General features: G+C 61.9%; 24 protein-coding genes. 18 read left to right on the top strand and 6 right to left on the bottom strand.

Features of this window, described 5'->3' with window-relative positions; all coding sequences use genetic code 11:
- Genes HU806_RS11825 through HU806_RS11815 form a run of 3 tightly spaced genes read left to right on the top strand, consistent with a single transcriptional unit; the run spans position 1 to position 3,419 of the window.
- Complete coding sequence (locus HU806_RS11825) at positions 1 to 1,443, top strand: TadA family conjugal transfer-associated ATPase (protein ID WP_186611547.1); 1,443 nt, start codon at positions 1 to 3, stop codon at positions 1,441 to 1,443.
- Positions 1,440 to 2,426, top strand: a complete 987-nt coding sequence (locus HU806_RS11820; protein WP_186611546.1) for a type II secretion system F family protein — start codon at positions 1,440 to 1,442, stop codon at positions 2,424 to 2,426. Before HU806_RS11825 ends, HU806_RS11820 begins: the two co-directional genes overlap by 4 nt.
- A 27-nt stretch (positions 2,427 to 2,453) precedes the next feature.
- The gene (locus HU806_RS11815) at positions 2,454 to 3,419 is read left to right on the top strand and encodes a type II secretion system F family protein (RefSeq protein ID WP_186611545.1); all 966 of its coding nucleotides are present in this window, start codon (positions 2,454 to 2,456) and stop codon (positions 3,417 to 3,419) included.
- A 241-nt stretch (positions 3,420 to 3,660) separates the two neighbouring features.
- Here HU806_RS11815 and HU806_RS11810 read toward each other — a convergent pair whose 3' ends face one another.
- The 5 genes from HU806_RS11810 to HU806_RS11790 form a co-directional block, all read right to left on the bottom strand.
- Positions 3,661 to 3,930: a DUF3613 domain-containing protein gene (locus tag HU806_RS11810; RefSeq protein WP_186611544.1), complete on the bottom strand. Its 270-nt coding sequence runs from the start codon at positions 3,928 to 3,930 to the stop codon at positions 3,661 to 3,663.
- Between the two features lie 21 nt (positions 3,931 to 3,951).
- Positions 3,952 to 4,665 (bottom strand): tetratricopeptide repeat protein, encoded by a 714-nt coding sequence (locus tag HU806_RS11805; RefSeq protein ID WP_186611543.1) that lies wholly within the window; start codon positions 4,663 to 4,665, stop codon positions 3,952 to 3,954.
- Between the two features lie 56 nt (positions 4,666 to 4,721).
- Positions 4,722 to 5,945, bottom strand: a complete 1,224-nt coding sequence (locus HU806_RS11800; protein WP_186611542.1) for a type II and III secretion system protein family protein — start codon at positions 5,943 to 5,945, stop codon at positions 4,722 to 4,724.
- 360 nt (positions 5,946 to 6,305) lie between these two features.
- Positions 6,306 to 6,713, bottom strand: coding sequence for a PA2817 family protein (locus HU806_RS11795; protein ID WP_186611541.1), 408 nt, complete (start codon positions 6,711 to 6,713; stop codon positions 6,306 to 6,308).
- 88 nt (positions 6,714 to 6,801) lie between these two features.
- Entirely contained in the window at positions 6,802 to 9,249 is a 2,448-nt protein-coding gene (locus tag HU806_RS11790) for an acyl-CoA dehydrogenase (RefSeq protein WP_186611540.1), read from the bottom strand.
- 296 nt (positions 9,250 to 9,545) lie between these two features.
- On the opposite strand from HU806_RS11790, the gene HU806_RS11785 reads away from it, so the two are divergent.
- From HU806_RS11785 to HU806_RS11775, 3 genes are all read left to right on the top strand, one after another.
- Complete coding sequence (locus HU806_RS11785; RefSeq protein WP_186611539.1) at positions 9,546 to 10,169, top strand: glutathione S-transferase family protein; 624 nt, start codon at positions 9,546 to 9,548, stop codon at positions 10,167 to 10,169.
- Positions 10,170 to 10,302: 133 nt separating this feature from the next.
- A complete protein-coding gene (locus HU806_RS11780) occupies positions 10,303 to 11,235 on the top strand; it encodes an ABC transporter ATP-binding protein (protein WP_186611538.1) in 933 nt (310 codons plus the stop codon).
- Positions 11,232 to 12,011 carry an ABC transporter permease gene (locus HU806_RS11775; RefSeq protein ID WP_186611537.1) on the top strand — a complete coding sequence of 260 codons (780 nt, stop codon included), beginning with the start codon at positions 11,232 to 11,234 and terminating at the stop codon, positions 12,009 to 12,011. The genes HU806_RS11780 and HU806_RS11775 overlap by 4 nt, the downstream gene beginning before the upstream one ends.
- Before the next feature lie 71 nt (positions 12,012 to 12,082).
- Here the strand turns inward: HU806_RS11775 and HU806_RS11770 are convergent, their stop codons facing one another.
- A complete protein-coding gene (locus HU806_RS11770) occupies positions 12,083 to 12,598 on the bottom strand; it encodes a DUF2062 domain-containing protein (protein WP_186611536.1) in 516 nt (171 codons plus the stop codon).
- Positions 12,599 to 12,742: 144 nt separating this feature from the next.
- Here HU806_RS11770 and HU806_RS11765 point away from each other — a divergent pair, with 144 nt between their 5' ends.
- From HU806_RS11765 to HU806_RS11710, 12 genes are all read left to right on the top strand, one after another.
- On the top strand, positions 12,743 to 14,989 hold the full coding sequence (locus HU806_RS11765; RefSeq protein WP_186611535.1) for a DNA internalization-related competence protein ComEC/Rec2: 2,247 nt from the start codon (positions 12,743 to 12,745) through the stop codon (positions 14,987 to 14,989).
- A gap of 95 nt (positions 14,990 to 15,084) precedes the next feature.
- Complete coding sequence (pocA, locus tag HU806_RS11760) at positions 15,085 to 15,720, top strand: flagellar polar localization protein PocA (protein ID WP_186611608.1); 636 nt, start codon at positions 15,085 to 15,087, stop codon at positions 15,718 to 15,720.
- Positions 15,717 to 16,145, top strand: coding sequence for a flagellar polar localization protein PocB (pocB, locus tag HU806_RS11755; protein WP_186611534.1), 429 nt, complete (start codon positions 15,717 to 15,719; stop codon positions 16,143 to 16,145). The genes pocA and pocB overlap by 4 nt, the downstream gene beginning before the upstream one ends.
- The gene (gene lpxK, locus HU806_RS11750) at positions 16,145 to 17,155 is read left to right on the top strand and encodes a tetraacyldisaccharide 4'-kinase (protein ID WP_186611533.1); all 1,011 of its coding nucleotides are present in this window, start codon (positions 16,145 to 16,147) and stop codon (positions 17,153 to 17,155) included. Before pocB ends, lpxK begins: the two co-directional genes overlap by 1 nt.
- A gap of 22 nt (positions 17,156 to 17,177) precedes the next feature.
- Positions 17,178 to 17,363, top strand: a complete 186-nt coding sequence (locus HU806_RS11745) for a Trm112 family protein (protein WP_007945752.1) — start codon at positions 17,178 to 17,180, stop codon at positions 17,361 to 17,363.
- Positions 17,360 to 18,124, top strand: a complete 765-nt coding sequence (kdsB, locus tag HU806_RS11740; RefSeq protein ID WP_186611532.1) for a 3-deoxy-manno-octulosonate cytidylyltransferase — start codon at positions 17,360 to 17,362, stop codon at positions 18,122 to 18,124. The genes HU806_RS11745 and kdsB overlap by 4 nt, the downstream gene beginning before the upstream one ends.
- Positions 18,124 to 18,588, top strand: a complete 465-nt coding sequence (locus tag HU806_RS11735; protein ID WP_186611531.1) for a low molecular weight protein-tyrosine-phosphatase — start codon at positions 18,124 to 18,126, stop codon at positions 18,586 to 18,588. Before kdsB ends, HU806_RS11735 begins: the two co-directional genes overlap by 1 nt.
- Positions 18,585 to 19,604, top strand: coding sequence for a UDP-N-acetylmuramate dehydrogenase (gene murB / locus HU806_RS11730; RefSeq protein WP_186611530.1), 1,020 nt, complete (start codon positions 18,585 to 18,587; stop codon positions 19,602 to 19,604). The genes HU806_RS11735 and murB overlap by 4 nt, the downstream gene beginning before the upstream one ends.
- 265 nt (positions 19,605 to 19,869) lie before the next feature.
- Complete coding sequence (locus HU806_RS11725) at positions 19,870 to 20,340, top strand: (2Fe-2S)-binding protein (RefSeq protein WP_186611529.1); 471 nt, start codon at positions 19,870 to 19,872, stop codon at positions 20,338 to 20,340.
- Complete coding sequence (locus HU806_RS11720; RefSeq protein ID WP_186611528.1) at positions 20,337 to 22,652, top strand: xanthine dehydrogenase family protein molybdopterin-binding subunit; 2,316 nt, start codon at positions 20,337 to 20,339, stop codon at positions 22,650 to 22,652. The genes HU806_RS11725 and HU806_RS11720 overlap by 4 nt, the downstream gene beginning before the upstream one ends.
- Complete coding sequence (locus HU806_RS11715; RefSeq protein WP_186611527.1) at positions 22,652 to 23,623, top strand: XdhC family protein; 972 nt, start codon at positions 22,652 to 22,654, stop codon at positions 23,621 to 23,623. Before HU806_RS11720 ends, HU806_RS11715 begins: the two co-directional genes overlap by 1 nt.
- An 18-nt stretch (positions 23,624 to 23,641) precedes the next feature.
- A complete protein-coding gene (locus HU806_RS11710; RefSeq protein ID WP_186611526.1) occupies positions 23,642 to 24,232 on the top strand; it encodes a nucleotidyltransferase family protein in 591 nt (196 codons plus the stop codon).
- Positions 24,233 to 24,255 lie beyond the last annotated feature (23 nt).

Raw genomic sequence — 24,255 nt, 5'->3', positions numbered from 1 at the left:
ATGATCAGCGACTTTCGTAACCGCTTGCGCAAACAGCCCGCCAAACCAGGCGCCTCAGTGGGTGCCCAATCCGACGACGGCCTGCCGGACCCGACAGACGCATTGATGGCCTGGGAGCAGGCCATCCCGGATGTGCTGTACGAAACCCGCAGCCACGTCACGCCGGTGGAGGCCGAATGGCGGGAAAAGATCTATCAGCAACTGCTCAAGGTCATGGACCTGTCATTGCTCGATGCTCTTGAGCAAGCCGAGGCCGCGCGGCAGATACGCGATATCTGCCAGCGCTTGCTCGAAGAGCATTCGGCGCCAGTGAGTACCGCCAGCCGGCAGCTGATCATCAAGCAGATCACCGACGAAGTGCTCGGCCTTGGTCCGTTGGAGCCGTTGTTGGCCGACCACAGCGTGTCCGACATTCTGGTCAACGGTTTTGCGTCGGTCTACGTCGAACGCTTTGGCAAGCTGCAACGCACCGACGTGCGCTTTCGCGACGACCAGCACCTGCTGAACATCATCGACCGCATCGTCTCCAGCCTCGGGCGACGCATCGACGAGTCCTCGCCGTTGGTGGACGCTCGGCTCAAGGACGGTTCGCGGGTCAACGCGATCATTCCGCCGCTGGCCATCGATGGCCCGAGCATGTCGATCCGGCGCTTCGCCGTGGACCTGCTCAACACCGACAGCTTGATCCAGGTCGGCACCATGACTCCGGCCATTGCCTTGCTGCTCAAGGCCATTGTTCGCGGGCGCTTGAACGTGCTGATTTCCGGTGGGACCGGCAGCGGCAAGACCACCATGCTCAACGTGCTCTCCAGTTTCATCCCCCACAACGAGCGCATCGTCACCATCGAGGATTCGGCCGAGCTGCAACTGCAGCAACCCCACGTGGTTCGCCTGGAAACCCGGCCGTCGAACATCGAGGGGCGTGGCGAGGTCAGCCAGCGAGAATTGGTGCGCAACAGCCTGCGGATGCGTCCGGACCGCATCGTCATCGGCGAGGTGCGTGGCGCCGAGGCGATGGACATGCTCACCGCGATGAACACCGGCCACGACGGTTCGCTGACCACCATTCACGCCAACACCGCACGAGATGCCCTAGGGCGAATCGAGAACATGGTGTCGATGACCGGGGCGACTTTTCCGATCAAGGCCATGCGTCAACAAATTGCCTCGGCCATCGATGTGGTCATCCAACTGGAGCGTCAAGAAGACGGCAAGCGCCGCGTGGTGAGCATGCAAGAGATCAACGGGATGGAAGGGGAGGTGATCACCATGACCGAAATCTTCTCTTTCGTGCGCCAAGGCATCGGCGAGCACGGCGAGGTGCTCGGGGAATACCGGCCCAGCGGCATGATCCCGGCGTTTCGCGATGTGCTGGCCAAGCGTGGCATTGAACTGCCGCTGACGCTGTTTCGCCCTGAGTGGATGGAGGGCCGGACCTCATGAACAATATCCCCGGCGAGTTCATCCTGATGTTCCTGGGCATGGTGTTCATCGCCGTGTTCCTGCTGTCCCAGGGCGTGGTGGTGCCGGTGTTCGGCGAGGCCGGCAGGATGCGCAAGCGCATTCGCGGGCGCCTGCATGTGTTGGAGAAGGCCAACCATTTGCCCAACATGCAGACCGTGCTCCGGCAGAAATACCTGACGCGCCTGTCCCCGCTGGAAGCCTGGCTGGAGCAGCTGCCGTTCATGGCCAACCTGACGCAACTGATCGAACAGTCCGGCCATGAATACCGGGCTTATCGGGTCATGCTGCTCGGCCTGATCCTGGGGGCGGCGGTCGGCGCTTTGGTGCTGATGGTCTCGCCGGTCTGGTGGATGGCGCTGCTGGCGGCATTTGCAGTGACCTGGATACCGGTGTTGAAAATCCTCCGTGACCGCAACAAACGTTTCGCCGCGTTCGAGGAAGGTTTGCCAGATGCACTGGACGCGATGTGCCGGGCCTTGCGCGCCGGGCACCCGTTCAACGAAACCCTGCGCCTGGTCGCCGAGGAGCACAAGGGGCCGGTCGCCCAGGAGTTCGGTATGACTTTCTCCGACATCAACTACGGCAACGACGTGCGCCGGGCCATGCTCGGCCTGCTGGAACGCATGCCCAGCATGACGGTGATGATGCTGGTGACCTCGATCCTCATCCACCGCGAGACCGGCGGCAACCTGACCGAGGTGCTGGAGCGCTTGAGCCGTTTGATCCGCGGGCGTTTCCGCTTCCAGCGCAAGATCAAGACGCTGTCGGCCGAAGGGCGCATGTCGGCCTGGGTGTTGGTGGCGATCCCGTTCGTGCTGGCGATCGCCATCGTACTGACCAGTCCCAGCTACATGCCGGTACTGATCAACGATCCCATCGGTCACAAGCTCATCATCGGCGCCTTCTGCGCCATGTTGATCGGGATTTTCTGGATCAAGAAGATCATCCGGATCCAGGTATAAGCGCTGTTGCGCCCAGAGGTGTCAGTCATGGATTTTTTGCTCGGGTTGTTCAGTCGATTTACCGGAAGCGAGGAACTCGCCCGGCTGCTGTTCATTGCGGTGATCGGCCTCAGCACGGTGCTGGCAGCCGTCGCCGTCATCCTGCTTCTGCTGGGCCTGCAGGACCCGGTCCAGCGGCGCCTGGCGCTGATCAAGCGAGGTTATTCGGGCGGCACGGCGGGGCAGGAGGCGCCCGGTAACTTGCAACTTTTGCTGGAGCGGGTCGGCCAGCGCTTTGCTTCGGCCGACCCGGCGCAGGTTTCGGCGACCCAGATGCTGCTGACGCATGCCGGTTACCGTTCTGCCTCGGCGGTCCAGATGTATTGGGCGGTGCGCCTGATTTTGCCGCTGCTGATGCTTGGCCTTGCGCTGGTGTTGTTGCCGATGATCAAGGTTTCAGTGGCCATCGGCTTGCTGGTCGCGACGCTCGTGGCGGGCATCGGCTGGCTGCTGCCGGCGCTCTATGTCGGCAAGCGCAAGCAGGCACGACAAACCCGGTTGCGCGCGGCGTTCCCGGATGCGCTGGACCTGATGGTCGTCTGCGTCGAGTCAGGCCTGGCCTTGCCCACGACGATAGAACGGGTGGCTGAAGAAATGTCGGTCAGCCAGATCGAACTCGCCGAGGAACTGGCCCTGGTCAATGCGCAGATCCGCGCGGGCATCACCAGCACCGAGGCGCTCAAGCAACTGGCCGTGCGCACCGGCCTGGAAGACATCCAGGGCCTGGTCAGCCTGTTGGCGCAAAGTATCCGTTTTGGCACCAGCGTGGCCGATACCCTGCGTATCTATGCCGACGAATTCCGTGACCGGCGGACCCAGGCCGCCGAGGAAATGGGTGCCAAGATCGGCACCAAACTGATCTTTCCGCTGATCTTCTGCCTGTGGCCAAGCTTTTTCCTGGTCGCCATCGGCCCGGCCATGATTGGTGTGTTCAGGGCCTTTGGGAATATGTAGATCGCGCCTTCCCGCCAACGTACCGCACCTGTGGCGAGGGCGCTTGCTCCCGTTGGGCTAGTCCGACGTCTCGGCGTAGCCGCCGTGTGCCTTGAGGCTGCTGTGTACCTGGAACGTCAGCCTGGCCGAGCGGGATCACGCTCCCGCGCCGCAGCCTTGAAGCCAAAAGACCGCAGCCTCCAACAGCATCTACGTTGAGCGTAGGGCTGTTGGAGGCTGCGGTCTTTGCGTGTGTGATGCCTCATTTGCTGCTGGTAATTTCTCCGCCTGAGTCCTGGTCAAAAAAATCCGGGATCGGGTAGTTGAAACTGTTAAGCCAGCGCTGCATGGCCAGCTCGCGTTCGGTGGCCGAGACGGTCTGCAGGTTGGTCGACGCCACGACACCGCGGATCTGCAATTGCATCCAGCTCTCGGTGCCTTGTTGCGCCGCTGAAGAAGGGCCCGGCTCGATCGCCCAGGCGGTACTGGAGAGGCAGGCCACGCATACGATCATCAGTTGTTGGGTTTTCATTGTCTTGACTCCTCGAATGCTCTACTTGGCCGCGTCGGTTGAGGCGTCGACGACCTCGTTCAGGCGGTTCGCTTGTGTCGTCAGGGGATTAATCGCCGAGCCCCTGATTTTTTCCGCGCGGGCTTGGGCATCGGCTATCTGCCGGGGGCTCAGCTTGGCCATGTTGGCGAGTTCGGCTGCTTGCTTCCAGTTGTCCTGGTAAATCAACAGGGTCACCATGTTGAGCGCTGCCAGCGAGTCTGATCGCTGGAGCTCCATGGCCGTCATGAACTCGAAGCGGGCCTGGGGAATCCGGCGTTGATTGAGATAGACCACGCCCAGGTCGTTGCGGATCTTGCCTTCGGTGGGCGCCATTCTGACCGCGCGCTCCAGGTGTTCCGTGGCGCTGGCATGGTCATTTCGAGCGGCGGCCAACTGGCCCAGGCCATGTTCGCCGTCGGCGGCCAGGCACGTCCCGAGCAGGCTCTTGTACAGCGGTTCCGCCTCGCTGCGCCCCATCAAGCGCAGCACCCGAGCCTTGCGCAGGCGAACCTGGACAAGGTCCTCGGGCAAACCTTCAAGGTTCGCCAGGCTGGCATACAAGCGCCCATCATTGGCCATGTCATCGGCCAGGTTGAGGGCCAGCTCCTGATCGGAGCCGGGCTTGGCGCAGTTGGCCGGGCGCGAGGCCAAGGTGCCGTTGCTGGCGCAACCGCTCAGTATCAAAGCCGCCGCCATTGCGATGACTGCTTTCATTGAATGTCCCCTTGCAACCGTCTGGATGCGTGACGCCTCGAATGTCAGGTAGCGGCTCATTGGGAAAGCCCGCTGCGGTTGTCGAACTCGCCGTTTTCCAGGAAAAACATGCGGTAGAAGTTCGGGTCGTAGTTACGCAGTTGTTCGCCCGGCAGCGTCGGCAACTGAGCGTCGGCGGCCAGAGGTTGGACCAGGTGCGGCGTGACAATCATCAGCAGTTCGCGCTCTTCGCGGTTGACGGAGTTGTCGCGGAAAAATGCACCAAGAATCGGCACGTCGCCCAGGCCTGGGAACTTGTTCACCTGTGACGCGTTGCGTGTGCTGATCAGTCCGCTGATGACAAAGCTTTCACCGTCTGCCAGCGCGATGCTGGTGTCGGTGCGACGCACAGTCAGCGCCGGGACCAGCGTGCCGGCAATGTTCACGGCGTTGGTGAAGTCCAGCTCACTGACCTCAGGCGCCACTTTCAAAGCGATGCGGTTTTTGCCGATGACGGTCGGTGTCAGCGTCAGGCGGATCCCGAATTCCTTGTATTCGATGGAGACGTTGTCGCTTCCGGCACTCGGCACCGGAATCGGTATCTCGCCCCCGGCGAGAAAACTCGCGCTTTGTCCGCTGAGCGCCACGAGGCTCGGCCGTGCCAGCGTATAGGCGAAACCGCTGCCTTCCAGCGCGTTGATCATCAGCAACGTCTGTCCAGTGGCGAACGACAGGTTGAACATGTCGTTATTGACCGGCAAGGAAGGACGGACCACGCCGCCGATCGTGGGCAGCGTCCTTGGTGAGCCGAACAGGAAGTTGCCACGGCTGCCGAAAATCGAAGTCGAGGCTTCCTTGAGCTTGGTCCGGCTGACCTCGACGAAGCGGATGTCGGTCTGGACCTGGGCGAGCAACATCGGGTCTTCCGATGGCACGTTGGCAACGCTGGTCAGCGCCGCGGTGGCCCGGCCTGTCACGAAGACCATGCTCTGGCGCGGTATTCTCGAGCATTCGGTCCAGACCATCAGGCTGGTGGCGCCGGGCATCAGCCCAGTAAGAATAAAGGCATCGCTGCCGCTGGGTTGTACGTCGGCAATCTTCGGGTCGCCTACTGCCAGCTTGGTCACGGGGGCGAGGATGCGAAGTTCATTCTGTAGCCCTTGGCCAACCTCGAAGGTCGCCGGCAGATTGTCCAGTTGCGAGCAGTTGGCTGGAACAGCATGGGCTGCATCCAGGCCGAGTCCCATCCAGAACAAGCCATGAATGAAGCGTTTCAACGTGGGCACGGTGCGATGAGTCATGAAGTGATCCTCGATAGAGAGGCCATCCCTAGGCAAATCATTGCCTCGGATCACTTAAGAGGCCCGGGCTGCCCCTCTTCATTTCACCTGATTGTTTTGATCAGGTGGTCTCGGAGGCGGTAGAAATGCCCACCCCGAGTCCTGCTTTTGTGACGGTAGTTCACCCATGGCAAAGCGCCATATCAAAAACGGACTTTGTGACTTAAATCTGACGGAAGGGGAGATTGCCTGGATTTCGCGTCAACAAAACGTCATATCGAGCCGGCGATCAATGACAGAAAATTGGAACCGAGCGTTCTCTCGCCCATGAAAAAGGCCCGCGCGGTTAACACCGTGCGGGCCTTTGCGTGACGGGTGCAATCAGTGCTTGCTGTCCTGATCTGACATCGCCAGCAATTGCTTTTCCTGGTTCCAATCGAAGGGCTCGTCGTTTTGTTCGGCTTCGAAACGACGCTCCTCCAAGGCTTGGTAGAGGCTGATTTCTTCGTCAGGCATGTAGTGCAGGCAATCACCGGCGAAGTACCACAGCAGATCGCGCGGCACCAAATGAGCGATCTGTGGATAACGAACGATGACCTGGCATAGCAGGTCCTGTCCCAGGTACTGGCTTTCGATCGGGTCGACAGGCAATTGCGCGCGCAATTCGTCGAAGCGCTCCAGGAACAGCGCATGGCTTTCTTCGGGAACCTGTTCGGCCTCACCCACGGCGACCAGGATGCTGCGCAAGTGGTCAAGCAAGACGAGGTGATCGGCAACGACATTGGACACGAGATAAGTCCTCAAGAGCAAAACGGGCGCAGGAGTATAAAGCTCTTGCGCCCGCTTTTACATGCTATCGATCAGATCGCTGCCAGGATCAGCGAACCTTGGCTTCGGCGAGCGTCAGCTCTTCCTTGTCGAAATCATCGACGTCTATCACCTTACGTCGTGCAGCTTCGGCTGCGCGCAGGGTCAGTGCCTCACCGGCTTGGAGCACACCCGCTTCCAGCGCCGCTTCGATGAGGTCCTCGCCTGGCGCCGGGTTGAGTTGGTCCTGCTTGAGGGCTTCGTGAAGTCTCTTGTGCAGCGGACGAGCGGCGGCCAGCAGGTCGGCGGCATGTTGCAGGGCGCCCACCGGGTCCTCCTCCGACTGCGGGCGATAACATCCCTGCAGCAGTTCTTCCAGGGTCGGATCTCCTTTTGATCGACCGATCACGGCGGCGACCTCGGCGTCCAATCTGTCGCTCGGGCCCTTGTGGCGCCGGCCGAAAGGGAACACCACCACCCGCAGCAGGCAACCCAGCACGCGGTTCGGAAAGTTCGCCAGCAGTTCGTCCAACGCCCGCTCCGACTGGCCCAGGCTTTCTTCCATGGCCCATTGGAACAGCGGCGCCATATGGTCTGGCGAGTCGAGGTCGTGGTAACGCTTGAGCGCCGCGGATGCCAGGTAGAGGTTGCTCAACACATCCCCCAGGCGTGCGGACAGGCGTTCGCGACGTTTGAGTTCGCCGCCGAGCAACATCATGCTCAAATCCGCCAGCAGGGCGAATGCTGCCGCCTGCCGATTGAGGGCGCGGAAATACCCTTGGCTCAAGGCATTGCCCGGCACATTGTCAAAATGTCCCAGGCCCAGGTTCAGCACCAGGGTGCTGGCGGCGTTGCTGAGCGCAAAACCGATGTGCTTGAGCAGCAATCCATCGAATTCGATCAGCGCCTGGTCCTTATCTTCACGGGTCGCCAGGGCCATTTCCTTGAGTACAAACGGGTGGCAGCGGATGGCACCCTGGCCAAAGATCATCAGATTGCGCGAGAGGATGTTCGCCCCTTCGACCGTGATGAAAATCGGCGCGCCTTGCCAGCTGCGGCCCAGGTAATTGTTCGGGCCCATGATGATGCCCTTGCCGCCGTGCACGTCCATGGCGTGGCTGATGCACTCGCGACCGCGTTCGGTCAGGTGATACTTGAGGATCGCCGACAGCACCGAGGGTTTCTCGCCGAGGTCTACCGCGTTGGCGGTCAGCATGCGCGCGGCGTCCATCAACCAGGCGTTGCCGCCAATCCGCGCCATGGCCTCCTGGATACCTTCGAAGGCGGCCAACGGTACGTTGAATTGTTCACGCACCTGAGTGTATTGGCCTGTCACCAGGCTGGTGAACTTCGCCGCGCCGGTGCCTACCGCGGGCAGGGAAATCGAGCGTCCGACCGACAGGCAATTCATCAACATCATCCAGCCTTTGCCGAGCATGGCCTGGCCGCCGATGAGGAAGTCCAGCGGGATGAACACGTCCTTGCCCCAGTTCGGCCCGTTCATGAAGGCGGCGCCGAGGGGCAGGTGACGGCGACCGATCTGGACGCCGGGTGTATTCGTCGGGATCAGCGCCAGGCTGATTCCGAGGTCCTCTTCGTCGCCGAGCAGGTGGTCAGGATCGTAGGCCTTGAAGGCCAGGCCGAGGAGGGTGGCGACCGGGCCGAGGGTGATGTAGCGCTTTTCCCAGTTCAAGCGCAGGCCCAGGGTTTCCTTGCCTTCCCATTCGCCCTTGCAAATGATGCCGGTGTCGGGCATCGCTCCGGCGTCGGAGCCGGCCAGTGGCCCAGTCAGGGCGAAGCAGGGAATATCGTCACCACGGGCCAGACGCGGCAGGTAATGGTTGCGTTGTTCATCGGTGCCATAGTGCAGCAGCAGTTCGGCCGGGCCGAGGGAATTGGGGACCATCACGGTGGAGGCCAGGTCGCCGCTGCGGGTCGCCAGTTTCATCGCCACCTGGGAATGGGCATAGGCGGAGAATCCCTTGCCGCCATATTCCTTGGGGATGATCAGCGCGAAGAAACCGTGTTCCTTTATATGGGCCCAGGCCTGCGGTGGCAGGTCCATGGCCTGGCCGATCTGCCAGTCGCTGACCATTGCGCAAAGCGCTTCGGTAGGGCCGTCGAGGAATGCCTGCTCTTCTTCGGTCAATTGCACCTTGGGGTAGGCCAGCAACATGTCCCAGTTCGGGCGGCCACTGAAAAGTTCGCCGTCCCACCACACCGTGCCGGCGTCGATGGCATCGCGTTCGGTCTGCGACATGGGCGGCAAGGTCTTCTGGAACCAGTCGAACATCGGCGCGCTGAAATATTTGCGGCGCAGGTCTGGCAGCAACAGCGGGGCAGCGACGACGGCGAGCGCCAGCCACAGAATCAGCATCAGCCAACCGGGGGCGCGGCTGGAAGCACCCATGACGAGCAAATAGACCGCGACGATGCCCAGCGCGGGCAGCGGGGCGGTGCGACGGTGCGCCAGCCAGGCTATCCCAACGACCAGCACCAGTATCCACAACAACAGCATAAGTGATCCTCCGTGAACCAAGGCAAACCGACCTTCAGAGCTTAGACGGCCCCTGCAAAACCGGCGGTAGGCGCGATGTGATTGATTTCGTGGGAAACCCTCGACACATTGCGCCAGTCTGGTTGGCAACAGCCGTGGGAAATCGTTCGTTGCCAGCGTGAGAAAACGCCATTGTCTGGCCGAAACGTCGTTATCGCCGAGCCAGGGCTGTTATGGATTGGGAACCTGCAGGGCGATTTGAGTCACGGCTGATCCGGCGTATGCTGCTGCGGCATTTATCCAATGAGGAAGCCGTGATGCTGAAGATCTGGGGCCGGAAGAATTCATCGAACGTGCGCAAGGCGTTATGGTGCGCCGAAGAGCTGGGCCTGGTTTACCAGGCCATCGACGCGGGCGGGGCGTTCGGTGTGGTGGACACGCCTGAGTACCGTGCGAAGAATCCCAATGGCCGCGTCCCGATGATCGAGGAGGACGGCTTCGTGCTCTGGGAATCCAACACCATCGTCCGTTATCTGGCAGCTCGTCATGCCCCGGGTTCGGCCTGGTACCCCGCTGACGTTCAGGCCCGAGCCCGGGCTGAAAAATGGATGGACTGGACCACGTCCAGCTTCGCTGCCCCGTTTCGCACGGTATTCTGGGGCGTGTTGCGCACTCCACCCGAGCAACAGGACTGGGCGGCCATCAACGCAGGAATCAAGGAATGCGGCGACTTGCTGGCAATGGTGGAGCAGGTCTTGGCCGAACAGCCTTACCTCTCGGGTAATGAAATCGGCATCGGCGACATTCCCTTGGGCAGCTTCATTTATGCCTGGTTCGAGATGCCTATCGAGCGCGCCGACCTGCCGCACCTGAAGGCCTGGTACGCACGGCTTACGCAGCGTCCAGCCTATCGAAAAGCCGTCATGACCGCGTTGACTTAATACTTACTATCGACACACTTCACTGTACTTGTGCGGCGACGCCACGCACCATTGCCTTCGTGCGCCGTGGTTGTATTGCTCGCCGCATGCCCTTATCTATTTTTCTCCTCCCCTTCTTGGTGCGTAATCCGATATGAGTTCCGCTCTGTCCATACGGCAGTTAACCAAAACCTACGGCAACGGTTTCCAGGCCCTGAGTGGTATCGATCTGGACGTTGCCGAAGGTGATTTCTTCGCCTTGCTTGGCCCCAACGGTGCAGGCAAGTCCACCACCATCGGTATTCTTTCTACCCTGGTGAATAAGACCGGCGGTACGGTAAATGTCTTCGGTCATGACCTGGACCGCTCACCCGCCGCGCTCAAGCGTTGCATTGGCGTGGTGCCCCAGGAATTCAATTTCAACCAATTCGAAAAGACCTTCGACATCGTCGTGACCCAGGCCGGTTACTACGGCATCCCGCCGAAGGTCGCCAATGAGCGCGCCGAACAGTACCTGACCCAACTAGGGTTATGGGACAAGCGCGACGTGCCGTCCCGTTCGTTGTCCGGGGGCATGAAGCGGCGCCTGATGATTGCCCGCGCGCTGGTGCATGAGCCGCGCCTGCTGATCCTCGACGAACCGACCGCGGGTGTGGACATCGAGCTACGCCGTTCGATGTGGACCTTCCTGACCGAGCTGAACCAGAAAGGCATCACCATCATCCTCACCACGCACTACCTGGAAGAAGCCGAGCAGCTGTGCCGCAACATTGGCATCATCGACCACGGCACCATCGTCGAAAACACCAGCATGCGCCAGTTGCTGGGCCAGTTGCATGTGGAAACCTTCCTGCTCGACCTCAAGCATGACCTGAATGTCGTGCCGCAGCTCGTTGGCTATCCCGCCCGGTTGGTGGACCGCCACACACTGGAAGTCCAGGTCGACAAAGCCGCTGGTATCACCGGGTTGTTCACCCAATTGGCCCTGCAGAACATCGAAGTGCTGAGCCTGCGTAACAAAACCAATCGCCTTGAGGAGTTGTTCGTGTCCCTGGTGGAGAAAAACCTGGCGAAGGTGGCGGTATGAGTTCCGAATTGCGCCCCAACCTCATCGCTCTCAATACCATCGTCTACCGAGAAGTCCGACGCTTCATGCGAATCTGGCCGCAAACGTTGCTGCCGCCGGCCATCACGATGGTTCTGTACTTCGTCATCTTCGGCAACCTGATCGGCCGGCAGATCGGCGACATGGGCGGCTTCACGTACATGGACTACATCGTGCCTGGACTGATCATGATGTCGGTGATCACCAACTCCTATGGCAATGTCGTGTCGAGTTTCTTCGGCAGCAAGTTCCAGCGCTCGATCGAAGAACTGATGGTCTCGCCGGTTTCGCCTCACACGATCCTGATCGGCTTCACCTTGGGCGGCGTGCTGCGAGGGCTGGCGGTGGGTTTGATCGTGACGCTGTTGTCACTGTTCTTCACCGACCTGCAAGTGCATCACCTGGGGTTGACGATCCTGGTTGTGGTACTGACTGCGACGATCTTTTCGCTACTGGGTTTCATCAACGCCGTGTTTGCGCGCAACTTCGATGACATTTCTATCATCCCGACCTTCGTGCTCACGCCATTGACCTACCTGGGCGGAGTGTTCTACTCGATCTCCCTGCTGCCACCGTTCTGGCAGACCGTGTCGCTGGCCAACCCGGTGCTGCACATGGTCAACGCTTTCCGCTACGGGATCCTTGGGGTTTCGGACATTCGCATCAGCATTGCGATTACGTTCATGGTGGTGGCGACTGTGGTGCTTTATGTGGGGTGTGCGCGGTTGTTGGTGAGTGGGCGGGGGATGCGGACCTGAGTCGGTAGTTTCATGCGCCACCGTCTCGAGCGGAACGAAAAGGCCTCCAATTGTTGGAGGCCTTTTGCATTTCACATCCGGCTTTTCTTACGCCGCCGCCACTGCCTGGCAACCCACCATCGCCAATACGCCATGGTGACAAAATACGCCAACGCACCAAGCACCAATCCCGTCACCACAGACCCCAGCAAAAACGGCTGCCACAATGTCGACAACTGGTTAGTGATCCACTCCCAGGTCAGCTCATCCGGCAACGTCCGGGCTGGCACGTCCATCAGCCAGGCACCGGTTTGATAAGTGCAGAAGAACACCGCAGGCATCGTGATGGGGTTGGTCAACCAGACCAGGCTCACCGCAATCGGAATATTGCCACGCACCGTGACGGCCAGCGCCGCGGCCAGCAGCATTTGCAAAGGGATCGGCAGAAACGCGGCGAACAGGCCGACGGCCATCGCCCGTGCCACTGAATGGCGATTGAGGTGCCAAAGGTTGGGATCGTGAAGCAGAGTACCGAGAAAGCGTAAGGACTTGTGTTCCCGAATGCTCGCTGGGTCAGGCATGTAACGTTTGAATAGGCGCCGGGGCATAAGGCTTCTCGGTGGGATCAAAGCAGTCAGGTCGCAAGTATGTCCGGATTCTACGGCCGGCAGATTCAGACTTTGTGACAATTGATAACGCGCGCGGTGCCATGAACCAGCTAAGCCTGAGAGAGAACTCTCAAGGATGAGCTTATGCGCACAGCAATGGTCGCGCTTGCATTGGGGCTGCTGGCGCCGATTTTTCTACCGGTATTGCCGCCGCTGTGGCTGATCGCAGCCATGTCGATATTGGCATTGATGGTGTTGCCATTTCGCCTTTACCCGGTGGGCTTCTTTTTCCTCGGGCTGGCTTGGGCCTGTTTCTCGGCGCAGCTTGCATTGGACGACCGGTTACCCGCCGCGCTGGAGGGTGAGACCCGCTGGGTCGAGGGGCGTGTCGTCGGCTTGCCGCAACAGAGTGATGGCGTGGTGCGTTTCGAACTGGCCGACGCTCAATCCCGACGCACACGCTTGCCGACGTTGATGCGCCTGGCCTGGTACGACGGGCCGGCGGTCAACAGCGGTGAAAGATGGCGCCTGGCGGTCAAGCTCAAAAGGCCCGCCGGGCTGCTCAATCCCCACGGCTTCGACTATGAAGCATGGTTGCTGAGCCGGGGCATTGGCGCGACCGGCTCGGTCAAGGATGGTTGGCTGGTGCAGCCGGCCCAAGGCGCCTGGCGCGATGGGGTGCGCCAGGCGCTGGCAAAAGTCGATGCCCAGGGTCGCTCCGGCGCGCTGATGGCGTTGGTTCTCGGCGACGGTGCCGGTCTGACCCGGGAAGATTGGCAGGTGCTGCAAGACACCGGCACTGTCCATTTACTGGTGATCTCCGGACAGCATATCGGCTTGCTTGCCGGCCTGGTTTATCTGCTGGTGGCCGGCGCGGCGCGTTATGGCGCATGGCCGTCGCGTCTGCCGTGGTTGCCCTGGGCCTGTGCGCTGGCTTTTGCCGCTGCCCTGGGTTACGGCTTGCTCGCCGGGTTCGAGGTGCCGGTGCGGCGGGCTTGCGCCATGATCGGGCTGGTGCTGTTGTGGCGCTTGCGCTTCCGACAAGCGAAGCCTTGGTGGGCTTGGCTGTTGGCCTTCGTTGGAGTGCTGGTGCTGGACCCGCTGGCGAGCTTGCGGCCAGGGTTCTGGTTATCGTTTGCCGCCGTGGCCATATTGATGTTCACTTTTGGCGCTCGCCTGGGGCCGTGGCGCTGGTGGCAGACCTGGACCCGCGCCCAGTGGCTGATTGCGCTCGGCCTTTGCCCGTTGTTACTGATACTGGGTTTGCCGGTCAGTCTCAGCGGTCCGTTGGTCAACTTGCTGGCGGTGCCCTGGATCAGCCTGTTGGTATTGCCTGCGGCGCTGCTTGGCACGGCGTTGCTGCCGGTCCCGTTCATGGGTGAAAGCCTTTTATGGATCGCCGGTGGATTGCTCGATCTGCTATTCAAGGGGCTAGCCCTGGCAGCCGGGCGAATACCGGCTTGGGCACCTCTCGCCTTGCCGTTGTGGGCTTGGGCCCTTTCGACGCTCGGTGCTTTGTTGCTGCTGTTGCCCAAGGGCCTGCCGTTGCGGATCCTGGGTTGGCCGATGCTGTTGCTGATCGTTTTTCCTCCACGGGAAGAAGTGCCCCGGGGGCAGGCCGAAATCTGGCAATTGGACGTTGGCCAGGGGCTGGCGGTCTTGGTGCGCACCCGTCGCCATGCCTTGCTATATGACGCGGGGCCGCGCTTTGGCGACGCCGATGCGGGCGAACGTGTGGTGGTGCCGACGTTGCGCAAACTCGGCGTGCACGGATTGGACCTGATGTTGCTCAGCCACGCGGATGCAGATCACGCTGGCGGTGCTCGCGCCGTCCGCAACGGGCTGCCGACGACTCGGGTGATCAGCGGCGACCCCGCTGCGCTGCCCGTCGATCTGCAGGCGGGCCCGTGCGATAGCGGTGAGGGCTGGGAATGGGACGGGGTCAGGTTCGAGCTGTGGCGATGGGCGTCGGCTGTCGAGAGTAACCAGACGTCCTGCGTCTTGCTGGTGGAGGCCGGCGGCGAGCGGTTGTTGCTGACGGGCGACATCGATGCCCCTGCCGAGCGCGCCTTGCTCGACGGTCCGCTGGGGGTACCGACCCAATGGTTGGCGTCTCCGCATCATGGCAGCCGCAGCTCATCGTCGATGGCGTTGCTGACGCGCCTGCAGCCTCATTCGGTATTGATCTCCCGAGGTCGAAACAATGCATTCGGCCATCCACATCCGTGGGTGATCGAGCGGTATCGAAGGTTGGGCATGACAATCTATGACAGTGCCGAACAGGGTGCCATTCGTCTGCAACTGGGCGCGTTCGGGCCGGCGCACATCCAGGCCGGCGAGCGTCGCTACTGGCGTGAGCCGCCACCCGCTGGCCCATCGACGCGGCATTGATCTGGCTCATCGTTCTTGCCGTGTTGTCGGCCGGACGGGTCTGCACGGCGAGTCTGTATGATAAAGTGGCGCACTTTTTCGAGGGGGCAGTCACTGTGTGGGAATTGGTCAAATCCGGCGGTTGGATGATGTTGCCGATCATTCTGAGTTCCATCGCGGCACTGGGTATCGTTGCCGAACGCCTGTGGACCCTGCGGGCCAGTCGCGTGACCCCGGAGCATCTGCTCGGGCAGGTCTGGGTCTGGATCAAGGACAAACAACTGAACAAGGACAAGCTCAAGGAGCTGCGAGCCAGTTCGCCTTTGGGAGAGATTCTTGCGGCGGGCCTGGCAAACTCCAAGCATGGTCGCGAGATCATGAAAGAATGTATTGAAGAAGCTGCCGCGCGGGTCATTCATGATCTGGAGCGCTACCTCAACGCCCTGGGTACCATCGCGGCCATGTCCCCATTGCTGGGCCTGCTGGGCACGGTGCTGGGCATGATCGATATTTTCAGTGCCTTTACCGGCTCTGGCATGACCACCAACGCCGCGGTGTTGGCAGGGGGTATTTCCAAGGCCCTGATCACCACCGCCGCAGGCCTGATGGTCGGTATCCCAGCCGTGTTCTTCCACCGATTCCTGCAACGCCGCGTCGACGAGTTGGTGGTGGGCATGGAGCAGGAAGCCATCAAGCTGGTCGAGGTGGTGCAGGGCGACCGTGACGTGGACCTGGCCGGGGGCAAGCAGTGAAATTCCGCCGCAAACCACGGGAAAACATCGAGATCAATCTCGCGTCGCTGATCGACGTGGTGTTCATCCTGCTGCTGTTTTTCGTCGTGACTACCACGTTCACCCGGGAGACCCAGCTCAAGGTCGAACTGCCGCAAGCGGTCAGTGGTTCGCCCGCCGAAGACCAGCAGTTGAAGAACCTGGAAGTCACCATCAGCGCCGAAGGCGCGTTCTCGGTGAATAACCATTTGCTGCCCAAAAGCGACCTGGCGAGCCTGATCGAGGCCCTGCAGAAGGAATCCGGCGGTGACACCAGCCTGCCGTTGTCCATCAGCGCCGACGGCAAGACCCCTCACCAATCCGTTATCACTGCCATGGACGCAGCCGGCAAGCTCGGCTTCAGCCACCTGCGCATGACGACGGTCGAGGCGGCGCCGGCACCCTGATGGCCATGTCCGATCGATTGCTTGCCGCGTGGTACGAAGGTCACCCGGCCCTGACGCTGTTGCGACCGCTGGAATGGCTGTATCGACGTGTGGTGGTGAGCAAGCGCGAACGCTTCCTGGCGGGCGACGGCGAGATCTACCAACCGCCCGTGCCGCTGATCGTGGTCGGCAATATTACCGTTGGCGGCACCGGCAAGACGCCGTTGATCTTGTGGATGATCGAACATTGCCAGCGCAGCGGCTTGCGGGTTGGCGTGGTCAGCCGTGGCTATGGTGCCAAGCCGCCGCAACTGCCTTGGCGGGTCCAGGCCGAGCAGGGCGCCGACATCGCGGGTGACGAGCCGCTGTTGATCGTCCAGCGCACCGGGGTGCCGTTGATGATCGACCCTGATCGCAGTCGCGCAGTCCGCGCGCTGTTGGAAGCCGAACCGCTGGACCTGATCCTGTCCGACGACGGCATGCAGCATTACCGCCTGGCCCGGGACCTTGAACTGGTACTGATCGACAACGCCCGCGGCCTCGGCAACCGCCGGTGCCTGCCGGCCGGTCCGTTGCGCGAACCGGTCGAACGCCTGCAATCGGTCGATGCGGTGTTGTACAACGGCGCCGGCGCCGACCGCGAAGACGGCTTCGGCTTCGAATTGCGGCCCACCGCCCTGGTGAACCTCGCCAGTGGAGAACGGCGCCCGCTCGACCACTTTCCAGCCGGCCAGGCCTTGCACGCGGTGGCCGGTATCGGTAATCCGCAGCGTTTCTTCAAGACCCTCGAAACGCTACACTGGCGGCCTATACCGCACGGGTTTGCCGATCACGCCGAATACAGTGCCCAGGCCTTGAATTTCACGCCAGCCCTGCCAGTGGTCATGACGGAAAAGGACGCGGTCAAGTGCCGTGCCTTCGCCGAGCCACACTGGTGGTACCTGGCGGTGGACGCCGCACCGTCGCCAGCCTTCGCGGCCTGGCTCGATACGCAGTTGATGCGCCTGTTGCCGGATCGGCTCTTGCCTTAGAAATCTTTACCAGGGGAAAACCATGGACACCAAGTTGCTCGATATTCTGGCCTGCCCAGTTTGCAAAGGCCCGCTCAAGCTCAGCGCCGACAAGACTGAGCTGATCAGCAAGGGTGCCGGCCTGGCCTATCCGATTCGGGACGGCATCCCGGTGATGCTCGAGACCGAGGCCCGCACCCTGACCACTGACGAGCGCCTGGATAAATGACCACAGCCTTCACCGTCGTCATTCCGTCGCGCTTCGCCTCGACGCGCCTGCCGGGCAAGCCGTTGCTGTTGATCGCCGGCAAGCCGATGATCCAGCACGTCTGGGAACAGGCCAGCAAAAGCAGCGCCCAGCGCGTGGTGGTCGCGACCGACGATGCGCGCATCGTCGAAGCGTGCGAGGCGTTTGGCGCCGAAGTGGTGCTGACCCGCGAAGATCATAATTCCGGCACCGATCGCCTGGCGGAAGTCGCCACGAAACTGGGCCTTGAGCCCGACGCCATCGTGGTCAACGTACAAGGCGACGAGCCGTTGATCCCGCCCAGCGTGATCGATCAGGTCGCGGCTAACCTGGCGGCCCATCCCGAAGCGCGCATGGCGACCCTGGCTGAGCCGATCGACGACGTGCAAGCGTTGTTCAATCCCAACGTGGTCAAGGTGATCAGCGACCTCAATGGCCTGGCCTTGACCTTCAGCCGCGCGACATTGCCCTGGGCGCGGGATGCTTTCGCGCAAAGCCGCGACGTGATGCCCGAAGGCGTGCCGTACCGCCGCCATATCGGCATCTACGCCTACCGCGCCGGCTTCCTCCACGACTTCGTGGCCTGGGGACCGTGCTGGCTGGAAAACACCGAAGCGCTGGAACAGTTGCGTGCCCTGTGGCACGGCGTACGAATCCACGTGGCCGATGCACTGATCGCTCCGCCGACCGGTGTCGATACCGCTGAAGATCTCGAGCGCGTTCGGCGCTTGCTGGAGGCCTGATGCGGGTTCTGTTTGTCTGTCTCGGCAATATCTGCCGCTCGCCCACGGCCGAAGGCATCTTGCGCCACAAGTTGCGCGAAGCCGGGTTGGACGATCAGGTGGAGGTCGCCTCCGCCGGAACCGGTGACTGGCACGTCGGCAAGGCGCCGGACAAGCGCAGCCAGGCCGCGGCCCTGCGGCGCGGTTATGATTTGTCGGCCCAGCGTGCCCGGCAAGTGTCCCGTGCCGATTTCGCCGCCTATGACCTGATCCTGGCGATGGACAGCAGCAACCTGCGCAATCTCAAAGTCCTGCAACCGACCAATGCCAGGGCTGAGCTGGACCTGTTCCTGCGTCGTTACGAGGCGGAACTCGATGACGTACCAGACCCTTACTACGACGGTGAGCAAGGTTTCGAGCAAGTGTTGGATTTGATTGAACGTGCCACGGATCGCCTGGTGGTCGAACTGAAGGGGCGGCTATGACCTTGCACATCCAGGCGGGTGTCAGCCTCAAGCCATTCAACAGCTTTGGCGTGGATGTCGCCGCCCGATTGTTCGCCCAGGCCCACAACGACGAGGATGTCCGTGAGGCCTTGGCCTACGCCGCCGGGCATAATGTGCCCCTGTTGGTCATCGGCGGCGGCAGCAACCTCTTGTTGACCGGCGACGTCGACGCGCTGGTGTTGCGCATGGCCAGCCAAGGCGTTCGCCTGCTCAGTGATGACGGCGAGCGCGTGGTGGTCGAGGCCGAGGCGGGCGAGCCATGGCACCCGTTTGTCCAATACACGCTGGCGCAAGGTTGGTCGGGGCTGGAAAACCTCAGCCTGATTCCGGGTACGGTGGGTGCGGCACCGATGCAGAATATCGGCGCCTACGGGGTGGAGATAAAGGACGTCTTTTCTAGCCTCACCGCGCTGGATCGCGACACCGGCGAGCTGCGCGATTTCACCCTTGAAGAATGCGATTTCGCCTACCGCGACAGTCTTTTCAAGCAGCAGGCGGGTCGCTGGCTGATCCTGCGGGTGCGTTTTGCCCTCAGTCGTGCCGCCCATCTGCATCTGGAATACGGCCCGGTACGCCAACGGTTAACCGAGCAAGGCATCAACCAGCCGACGCCCAGCGATGTCAGTCGGGCCATCTGCAGTATCCGCAGCGAAAAACTGCCAGACCCAGCGGTGCTGGGCAATGCCGGCAGTTTCTTCAAGAACCCGTTGGTGCCGGCCTCCCACGTGGCGCAACTCAAGGCCCGGTACCCGGACCTGGTGGCTTATCCACAGCCCGACGGCCAGATGAAGATCGCCGCTGGCTGGCTGATCGAGCACGCCGGCTGGAAGGGCTTTCGCGAGGGCGACGCCGGGGTGCATAAATTGCAGGCGCTGGTGCTGGTCAACTACGGCAATGCCACCGGCCTGCAACTGCTGGAATTGGCCCGGCGCATCCAGAAGGACATCGCCGAACGTTTTCAGGTCGAGCTGGAAATGGAACCCAATCGGTACTGAACCGCGCTTCGCAAGCGCCGGATAAAACGCCCTGGACAGGCTGCACAAAACCATTCGTGCAGGATTGTGCAGGGCGTTTTGCTTGATCCTGGGTTAATTTAATGGGCTGACGATGCGAGCATACGCATCCCTGAGGCCCGGTGCAGACGCTTGCTCGCGTGTGCACAAGAGAGCCCGATTAGCCTGAGCCAGTCTGCGACACCGAACCGATAACCAAACGGCAGATGGCTCGACCCCATAACTCGATGACGATGCGGGCGTGCCCATGATTACCCTGAAACTCAATGGAAAAGATCACCAACTGGATGTGACCGAGGACATGCCGCTGCTGTGGGCGATCCGTGACGTGGCCGGTTACAACGGCACCAAGTTCGGTTGCGGCATGGGCTTGTGCGGTGCCTGCACCATTCACATCGACGGAGCACCCGCACGCAGTTGCATCACGCCGATCGGCTCGGTGAAGGGGCAGAACGTCAGCACTATCGACGCGCTTCACGTCGACCCGGTCGGGCAGGTGGTGCAGAAAGCCTGGCTGGATACCGCGGTAGCGCAGTGCGGTTTTTGCCAGGGCGGGCAGATCATGTCTGCGACAGCCCTGCTCAAGACCAACCCCAACCCCAGCGACGAGCAGATCGAAGAAGCCATGGTCGGCAACCTCTGCCGCTGCGGCACTTATAACCGGATCAAGACCGCGATTCGCCAAGCCTCCACCCACCTGAAGGGGGCCAAGGCATGAGCCGCTTGCCCGATGATTTTGTCCTGAGCAACCTCAGCCGTCGTGGCTTCCTGAAAGGTGCGAGCGCCACCGGTGTGCTGGTGCTGGCGGCCACGTGGGGCCTGCCGGATGCCTTCGCCGAGGAAAAGAAATTTGGCGCCGAGGGCATGCCCAACGGCGCGGTCGACGACCCCAAGGTTTACGTGAGCATTGCCGCCGACGGCAGCGTGACGGTGATCTGCAACCGTTCCGAGATGGGCCAGGGTGTGCGCACCAGCCTGAGCATGGTGGTGGCCGACGAACTGGAAGCCGACTGGGCGCTGGTCAAGGTCAAGCAGGCACCGGCAGATGAGGCACGCTTCGGCAACCAGGACACCGACGGTTCGCGCAGCATGCGCCATTGGTACGAGCCGATGCGCCGTTGCGGTGCCGCCGCCCGGACCATGTTGGAACTGGCCGCCGCTGCACAATGGAACGTGCCGGTAGGCGAATGCCGCGCGCAACTGCATAAAGTGGTGCACCAGCTTTCCGGGCGGGAACTGGGTTATGGCGCCTTGGCTGCCGCAGCCAGTGCCTTGCCGGTGCCGGCCCGCGAGAGCCTGCGCCTCAAGCAGCCTTCGGAGTTTCGTTACATCGGCAAGGAGGCGAGCCGTGCCATCGACGGCGCGGACATCGTCAGCGGTCGCGCAGTCTTCGGTGCCGACGTGCATTTCGACGGCATGCTCTATGCCGTCATCGCGCGTCCGCCGGTCTATGGCGGCAAGGTCAAGAGCGTCGACAGCAGCGCGGCGTTGAAAGTACCGGGCGTGGTCAAGGTGGTGCAGATCGAGGGGCGCCCATTGCCCTCCGAATTCCAGCCTCTGGGCGGCGTGGCCGTGGTGGCAAAAAATACCTGGGCAGCGATCAAGGGCCGCGAAGCGCTGAAAATAGAGTGGGACGACGGCCCGAACGCCGGTTACGACTCCATCGCCTACCGCAAGGAACTGGAAGCGGCTGCTCGCAAGCCTGGAAAAGTCTTGCGCAGCACCGGTGATCTCGATGGCGCATTGGCCAAGGCCGATTCGACGTTGGAGGCTTCGTATTATCTGCCGCACCTGTCCCAGTCCCCTATGGAGCCAATGGTCGCCGTCGCCCGGTTCAAGGATGGCCAATGCGAAGCCTGGGCGCCGAGCCAGGCACCGCAGGTGACCCGCGAGCGCGTCGCCGAGCGCCTGGGCATCCCTTTCGAGAACGTCACGGTGAACATCACGCTGTTGGGCGGCGGCTTCGGGCGCAAGTCGAAACCCGATTTTGTCGTCGAAGCCGCCGTGCTCGCCAAGGCGTTTCCCGGCCAGGCGGTACGGGTGCAATGGACCCGCGAGGACGATATCCATCACTCGTATTTCCACACCGTATCGGCCGAATACCTGAAGGCCAGCCTGAACAAGGACGGATTGCCCTCCGGTTGGCTGCATCGCACCGTGGCTCCGACCATCACCGCGCTGTTCGCGCCGGGCATGACCCACGAAGCACCGTTCGAAGTGGGCATGGGCGTGACCAACATGGCTTATGCCGTTCCCAATATGCGCCTGGAAAATCCCGAGGCGGCGGCCCACACGCGGGTAGGCTGGTACCGCTCGGTGTCGAATATTCCCCACGGTTTTGCGATCCAGAGCTTCATCGACGAATTGGCCCACAAGGCCGGCCAGGATCCGCTGAAGTATCACCTCAAGTTGCTGGGACCGGACCGCAAGATCAATCCGAACAGCCTGAACGACGATTGGAACTACGGCGAATCGCCCGAGCGTTATCCCATCGATACGGCGCGGATCCGTACCGTGCTGGAGACTGCGGCGAAAGCCGCCGGTTGGGGACGTGAATTGCCCAAGGGAAGGGGATTGGGCCTGGCGGTGCATTACAGTTTTGTCACTTACGTCGCGGCGGCGATCGAAGTCGAGGTCAAGGATGACGGTACGGTGATTGTGCGCAAGGCCGACATTGCCGTGGATTGTGGGCCACAGATCAATCCCGAGCGCATCCGCTCCCAGTTCGAAGGCGCCTGCGTCATGGGCCTGGGGAACGCGATGGTCGGCGAGATCAGCTTCAAGGACGGCAAGGTCCAGCAGGATAACTTCCACATGTACGAAGTTGCGCGCATGTCCCTGGCGCCCAAGGAAGTGGCGGTGCATCTGGTCACGCCGCCGGGTGAAGTTCCCTTGGGCGGCGTGGGTGAGCCAGGCGTGCCGCCGATCGCACCGGCACTGTGCAACGCGATTTTTGCTGCCACCGGCAAGCGTATCCGCGATCTGCCCGTGCGTTATCAGCTGCAAGGCTGGCAACAGGCCAAAGCCTGATGGACAGCGTTGACCTGAATGTCCTGCGCAGTGTGCTGGAGTGGCGCCGCGCCGGGCAGCGCGTGGTGTTGTTCACCGTGGTCCAGACCTGGGGCACCGCGCCACGCCCCCCTGGCGCCATGCTGGCCTTGCGCGAGGATGGCGTGGTAATCGGTTCGGTGTCGGGCGGTTGCGTCGAAGATGACCTGATTGCCCGGCTGCACGACGGCCGGATTCCGGCGGACGGTCCGCCGGTGCAGCTGATCACCTATGGCGTCACCCGCGAGGAGGCGGCGCGCTTTGGCCTGCCGTGCGGCGGCACCTTGCGCTTGACGGAAGAGCGAGTGGGCGACCCCCAGTGGGTGAGCGACTTGCTGGAGCGTTGCGAGGCCCACGAGATTGTCGCCCGGGAATTGACCGTCGCCACCGGTAGCGTGTCGTTGGTGCCGGCCAGTAAAAGCGATGCTTTAGTGTTTGATGGCGAGACACTGCGGGCGATTTATGGCCCGCGTTGGCGGCTGCTGTTGATCGGCGCTGGGCAGCTGTCCCGTTACGTCGCGGAGATGGCCCGGCTGCTGGATTTCGAAGTGCTGATCTGCGATCCGCGCAAGGAATTCGTCTACGGCTGGGAGGAGCAGCACGGCCGCTTCGTGACCGGCATGCCCGACGAAGCGGTGCTGAGCATCCAGACTGATGAGCGCACGGCAATCGTGGCGCTGACCCATGATCCGCGCCTGGACGACATGGCCTTGTTGACCGCCCTCGATTCCAAGGCCTTTTATGTGGGCGCCCTGGGGTCGCGGGTCAACAGCCAGAAACGCCGGGACAACCTGGCTCAGCTAGGCTTGTCGGCACAGGCTATCGAACGGCTGCATGGCCCTATCGGCCTGCACATCGGCAGCCACACACCAGCGGAAATCGCCTTGTCGTTGCTGGCGGAAATCGTTGCCATCAAAAATGGCGTCGAACTGCGTCAAAAGAAACCGCTGTAAGCCACAAAGGAGCAGGTTATGACTGGGTCCATTGGCGTGATCATTCTTGCGGCGGGATTGGGCCGCCGTTTCCGTGAGGTTGCCGGTGCCGACAAGGATAAGTTGCTGGCCGATTGCACTGGGCGTGACGGTGCGGTGCGCTCAGTGATCGAACATGTGCTGGTCAATTTACCGTCCTCCCTGGAAAAGCGCGTGCTGGTGACCCGCAACGATCGTCCGCAGGCCATTCGCATGGCCCAGGCCTACGGGTGCAACTACGTGGCGCTGGACTCGCCCGGCCTGGGCGACAGCATTGCCGCCGGCGTCCAGGCGTGCCCGGACCTTGACGGCTGGCTGATCGCGTTGGGCGACATGCCTTTCATTTTGCCGTCGAGCTTCGAACGGGTGATGGCGGGGATGCGCGAGGAAAGCATCAGCGTGCCGGTGCTTGCCGGGGAGTATGGGCATCCGGTGGGATTTGGTCGTGCGTTAGGGCCGAAGCTGATGACGTTGAGCGGCGTTGGCGGCGCCAAAGCGTTGTTCGCCGGGGCGCAAGTGGTCGAGGTTTCGGTGGATGATCCCGGTGTCACTTGGGATATCGACGTACCTGAAGCGCTGGTCTTTAAATAAATCACCGTGATGGACAGGCGTCG

Source organism: Pseudomonas sp. SWRI154 (assembly GCF_014268645.1).
Lineage (GTDB): Bacteria > Pseudomonadota > Gammaproteobacteria > Pseudomonadales > Pseudomonadaceae > Aquipseudomonas > Aquipseudomonas marvdashtae.
The sequence above is the reverse complement of the archived record's forward strand: the minus strand, read 5'-3'. Positions and strand labels throughout refer to the sequence as shown.

What these genes read in the sequence shown, in the direction of transcription:
- HU806_RS11825 (WP_186611547.1), top strand. Translation starts at nt 1, where the DNA reads ATGATCAGCGACTTTCGTAACCGCTTGCGCAAACAGCCCGCCAAACCA.
- HU806_RS11820 (WP_186611546.1), top strand. Translation starts at nt 1,440, where the DNA reads ATGAACAATATCCCCGGCGAGTTCATCCTGATGTTCCTGGGCATGGTG.
- HU806_RS11815 (WP_186611545.1), top strand. Translation starts at nt 2,454, where the DNA reads ATGGATTTTTTGCTCGGGTTGTTCAGTCGATTTACCGGAAGCGAGGAA.
- HU806_RS11810 (WP_186611544.1), bottom strand. Translation starts at nt 3,930, where the DNA reads ATGAAAACCCAACAACTGATGATCGTATGCGTGGCCTGCCTCTCCAGT.
- HU806_RS11805 (WP_186611543.1), bottom strand. Translation starts at nt 4,665, where the DNA reads ATGAAAGCAGTCATCGCAATGGCGGCGGCTTTGATACTGAGCGGTTGC.
- HU806_RS11800 (WP_186611542.1), bottom strand. Translation starts at nt 5,945, where the DNA reads ATGACTCATCGCACCGTGCCCACGTTGAAACGCTTCATTCATGGCTTG.
- HU806_RS11790 (WP_186611540.1), bottom strand. Translation starts at nt 9,249, where the DNA reads ATGCTGTTGTTGTGGATACTGGTGCTGGTCGTTGGGATAGCCTGGCTG.
- HU806_RS11785 (WP_186611539.1), top strand. Translation starts at nt 9,546, where the DNA reads ATGCTGAAGATCTGGGGCCGGAAGAATTCATCGAACGTGCGCAAGGCG.
- HU806_RS11780 (WP_186611538.1), top strand. Translation starts at nt 10,303, where the DNA reads ATGAGTTCCGCTCTGTCCATACGGCAGTTAACCAAAACCTACGGCAAC.
- HU806_RS11775 (WP_186611537.1), top strand. Translation starts at nt 11,232, where the DNA reads ATGAGTTCCGAATTGCGCCCCAACCTCATCGCTCTCAATACCATCGTC.
- HU806_RS11770 (WP_186611536.1), bottom strand. Translation starts at nt 12,598, where the DNA reads ATGCCCCGGCGCCTATTCAAACGTTACATGCCTGACCCAGCGAGCATT.
- HU806_RS11765 (WP_186611535.1), top strand. Translation starts at nt 12,743, where the DNA reads ATGCGCACAGCAATGGTCGCGCTTGCATTGGGGCTGCTGGCGCCGATT.
- lpxK (WP_186611533.1), top strand. Translation starts at nt 16,145, where the DNA reads ATGGCCATGTCCGATCGATTGCTTGCCGCGTGGTACGAAGGTCACCCG.
- HU806_RS11745 (WP_007945752.1), top strand. Translation starts at nt 17,178, where the DNA reads ATGGACACCAAGTTGCTCGATATTCTGGCCTGCCCAGTTTGCAAAGGC.
- kdsB (WP_186611532.1), top strand. Translation starts at nt 17,360, where the DNA reads ATGACCACAGCCTTCACCGTCGTCATTCCGTCGCGCTTCGCCTCGACG.
- HU806_RS11735 (WP_186611531.1), top strand. Translation starts at nt 18,124, where the DNA reads ATGCGGGTTCTGTTTGTCTGTCTCGGCAATATCTGCCGCTCGCCCACG.
- murB (WP_186611530.1), top strand. Translation starts at nt 18,585, where the DNA reads ATGACCTTGCACATCCAGGCGGGTGTCAGCCTCAAGCCATTCAACAGC.
- HU806_RS11725 (WP_186611529.1), top strand. Translation starts at nt 19,870, where the DNA reads ATGATTACCCTGAAACTCAATGGAAAAGATCACCAACTGGATGTGACC.
- HU806_RS11720 (WP_186611528.1), top strand. Translation starts at nt 20,337, where the DNA reads ATGAGCCGCTTGCCCGATGATTTTGTCCTGAGCAACCTCAGCCGTCGT.
- HU806_RS11715 (WP_186611527.1), top strand. Translation starts at nt 22,652, where the DNA reads ATGGACAGCGTTGACCTGAATGTCCTGCGCAGTGTGCTGGAGTGGCGC.
- HU806_RS11710 (WP_186611526.1), top strand. Translation starts at nt 23,642, where the DNA reads ATGACTGGGTCCATTGGCGTGATCATTCTTGCGGCGGGATTGGGCCGC.